This window comes from Streptomyces ipomoeae 91-03 (assembly GCF_000317595.1).
GTDB lineage: Bacteria > Actinomycetota > Actinomycetes > Streptomycetales > Streptomycetaceae > Streptomyces > Streptomyces ipomoeae.
In genome coordinates, this window is the sequence record NZ_AEJC01000567.1 from 1 (window position 1) to 3,044 (window position 3,044).

Sequence of the window (3,044 nt, forward strand, 5' to 3'; positions counted from 1 at the left end):
GCGCCGCCGTTTCAGCGGACGTCGGCGATCTCGTCCGGAGGCCCCGGCGGGCCTCACGCCGGCCCCGGGAGGGGGCGTCAGGAGGCGCCCCCCAGCCCCTCCAGCACCACCGCGTTCGGCAGTTCCGCGAACGCCTTGCCAGGCACCAGCAGCTTGCCCCGCCGCCGGCCGCTGCCGACCAGGACGTACGGCAGCTCGACCACGGCGGAGTCCACCAGAACCGGCCACGCCTCCGGCAGCCCGACGGGCGTGATGCCGCCGTGCTCCATGCCGGTCTCCCCGGTGGCCGTGTCCATCGACGCGAACGAGGCCTTGCGGGCGCCGAGTTGGCGACGGACCACCCCGTTCACATCGACGCGGGTGGTGGACGGCACCACGCACGCGGCCAGACTCGACTCGCCGCCCCGCCTGCCCGCGACGACCACACAGTTCGCGGACTGTTCGAGCAACTCCTGCCCGTAGTGCTGCACGAACACCGCGGTGTCGGCCCACCGCGGGTCGGTCTCGACGTACAGGATGTCCTCGGCGGGCACGCTGCCACGCCAGTGGCGTACGGCGTCGGCGACCGGGCCGACGAGGTCGTCGAGGCAGTCCGGGGCGGGCGTGGCGTGGTCGAAGTCTCCGATGGGTGCGCGCATGGCGGCACGTTAACAGGGCCTACGGGCAGACGAGTCGGACCCTCACGGCACCGGCGGCACGGACACCGTGAGGATCAGTTCCGCCGGCACCTCGCCCCGATTGGCGTACTCGTGCGCGGCGTTGGCCTCGAAGGTGGCGCTCGCACCGGCCGGGACGCGGTACTCCGCGCCCTCGACGGTCAGCGTCAGCTCGCCCGCCGTGACATGGACGATCTCGACCGTGCCCACGGGGTGCGGGTCCGAGCGGCTGCCCTCCCCCGGCATCAGCCGCCAGTTCCACAACTCCAGCGGACCGGGCGCCTCCGTACCGGCGAGGAGCCGGCTGTAGCTGCCCGCCTCGGTGTGCCACAGCCGTACCGCCTGCTCGGCCGGGACCACCCGGACCTTCGGCCCCTGCTCGTAGTCGAGCAGCGTGGTGATGCTGACCCCGAGCGCGTCACCGATCTTGACGACCGTGCCGAGACTGGGGTTGGTGCGGGCCTGCTCGATCTGGATGAGCATGCCGCGGCTGACCCCTGCCCGGGCGGCGAGCACGTCCAGCGTGAAGCCGCGCACCGCCCGCCAGTGCTTGACGTTCCGCGCCAGGGACTGGGTCAGCAGTTCGAGGTCCGACACATTCCGTCCAATATTCGGGATGACAGAGTTCAATGATGGCACCCCGGGGGCGGGGCGGACTCCTACCGGGCGAACGCGACGAGTCAGGCAGACGGCGGCTGCGCCTCTCGCCAAGGCTGTCAACGCCCCCGAGCCCTCAGGCGGACTCCCCCGCCCCCTCCGCGTCCCACTCGGCCAACGCCAGCAACTGTTCCGGCGTGACCCCGTCGGGGATCGGCACGGGCGCAGGCGTCCGGATGGGCGGCTGCCACCCCTCCACCGGATCCCACCGCCGTACGACCTTGGCCGGCGCCCCGGCCACCACCGAGTGATCCGGGACCGCCCCCCGTACGACGGCCCCGGCCGCCACCACCACATTCCGCCCGATCCGCGCCCCCGGCAGGATCACGGCCCCCGTCCCTATCCAGCAGCCCGGCCCGATCGACACCGGGTCCATCCGGGGCCACTGCTTGCCGATCGGCTCATGGGGGTCGTCGTACGAGTGGTTCGTGGACGTGACGTACACATAGGGCCCGAAGTAGCAGTCGCTGCCGATGGTGACGGTGGTGTCGGCGATGACATGGCTGCCGCGGCCGAGGACCACTCCGTCGCCTATGCGCAGGATCGGCTCGGAGCCGAGGTCGAGGTCGGGCATCAGGCCTGCGGTCAGGGTGACCTGCTCGCCGATGATGCAGTGCGCGCCGAGATGGATCCACGGCTCCCCGAAAACCGTGCCGAGGGGGAAGGCCAATCTGGTACCCGTTCCCATGGCGCCGAAGCGGAAGCGCCCGGGGCTGTCGGCCGTCACCGACCCCGTGCGCTGCACCCAAGCCCAGCCCGCATGGACGGCGCGCTGCCCGATGCGACGCCGCCAGGACGAGAACGTGTTCTTGCTCATCGGCACCCGCTCACCGTACTCACCACGCGGCACCCGCACGCCGTCATACGGCTGTGATCTTCACCCCACGCCAAGGTCTGCCCATGGCTTACGGTTCGGGTGAGGAGTGATCCACCACGACGGGCGATCCATCACCAGGAGGCGGCAAATGAACCGGCAGCGGGCGCTGATCACGGCATTCGGCGGCAAGACGCCGGACGTGGAGGAGGCCGCGTTCGTCTCCCCGACGTCCGTGGTGATCGGCGAGGTGACGCTGCACCCCGGGTCCAGCGTCTGGTACGGGGCCGTGCTGCGCGCCGACGCCGGGCCGATCGTCATCGGCGCGGACTCCAACATCCAGGACAACTGCACGCTCCACGTCGACCCCGGGTTCCCGATCAGCATCGGCGAGCGGGTGTCCGTCGGGCACAACGCGGTGGTGCACGGGGCGACCGTGGAGGACGACTGTCTGATCGGGATGGGGGCGACGGTGCTGAACGGGGCGGTGATCGGAGCCGGGTCTCTTGTCGCCGCGCAGGCGTTGGTGCCGCAGGGGATGCGGGTGCCGCCCGGTTCGCTGGTCGCGGGGGTGCCGGCGAAGGTCAAGCGGCCCCTCACCGACGAGGAGCGGGAGGGGCTCACGTTGAACGGGGCGTTCTACACGGAGTTGGCCAAGCAGCACCGGGAAGCGCAGGGGGAGGACGGCGAGTAGCGGTTACTCGGCGGCGGGGACGGGCTCCCGCTCGGCCTCGTCCGTCGAGGACTCGGCGTTCTCCGCCGCCTTCTTCGCCTTGCGCTTGACGATCAGCAGTGAGGTGGCGCCGATGAGGACGGCCAGCACCAGGCCCAGCCACGAGAAGCGCTTGAGCCAGGCCTCGGCGACCACGCCGACGTAGTAGATGACGGCGGTGGTGCCACCGGCCCAGAGGACGCCG

4 protein-coding genes and 1 pseudogene are annotated in these 3,044 nt (G+C 71.4%); 1 reads left to right on the forward strand and 4 read right to left on the reverse strand.

The window, feature by feature from the left end:
* Nucleotides 1–77 precede the first annotated feature (77 nt).
* The 3 genes from STRIP9103_RS36955 to STRIP9103_RS52920 form a co-directional block, all read right to left on the reverse strand.
* Nucleotides 78–638, reverse strand: a complete 561-nt coding sequence (locus STRIP9103_RS36955) for a YbaK/EbsC family protein (protein WP_009332668.1) — start codon at nt 636–638, stop codon at nt 78–80.
* Between the two features lie 42 nt (nt 639–680).
* Complete coding sequence (locus tag STRIP9103_RS36960) at nt 681–1,253, reverse strand: helix-turn-helix domain-containing protein (protein WP_009332664.1); 573 nt, start codon at nt 1,251–1,253, stop codon at nt 681–683.
* A gap of 136 nt (nt 1,254–1,389) precedes the next feature.
* Nucleotides 1,390–2,136 (reverse strand): acyltransferase, encoded by a 747-nt coding sequence (locus STRIP9103_RS52920; RefSeq protein ID WP_181800460.1) that lies wholly within the window; start codon nt 2,134–2,136, stop codon nt 1,390–1,392.
* Nucleotides 2,137–2,278: 142 nt separating this feature from the next.
* Here STRIP9103_RS52920 and STRIP9103_RS36970 point away from each other — a divergent pair, with 142 nt between their 5' ends.
* Entirely contained in the window at nt 2,279–2,821 is a 543-nt protein-coding gene (locus STRIP9103_RS36970; RefSeq protein WP_009332670.1) for a gamma carbonic anhydrase family protein, read from the forward strand.
* A gap of 3 nt (nt 2,822–2,824) precedes the next feature.
* Here the strand turns inward: STRIP9103_RS36970 and STRIP9103_RS36975 are convergent.
* A pseudogene (locus STRIP9103_RS36975) lies at nt 2,825–3,044 on the reverse strand (DedA family protein); the annotation flags it as partial.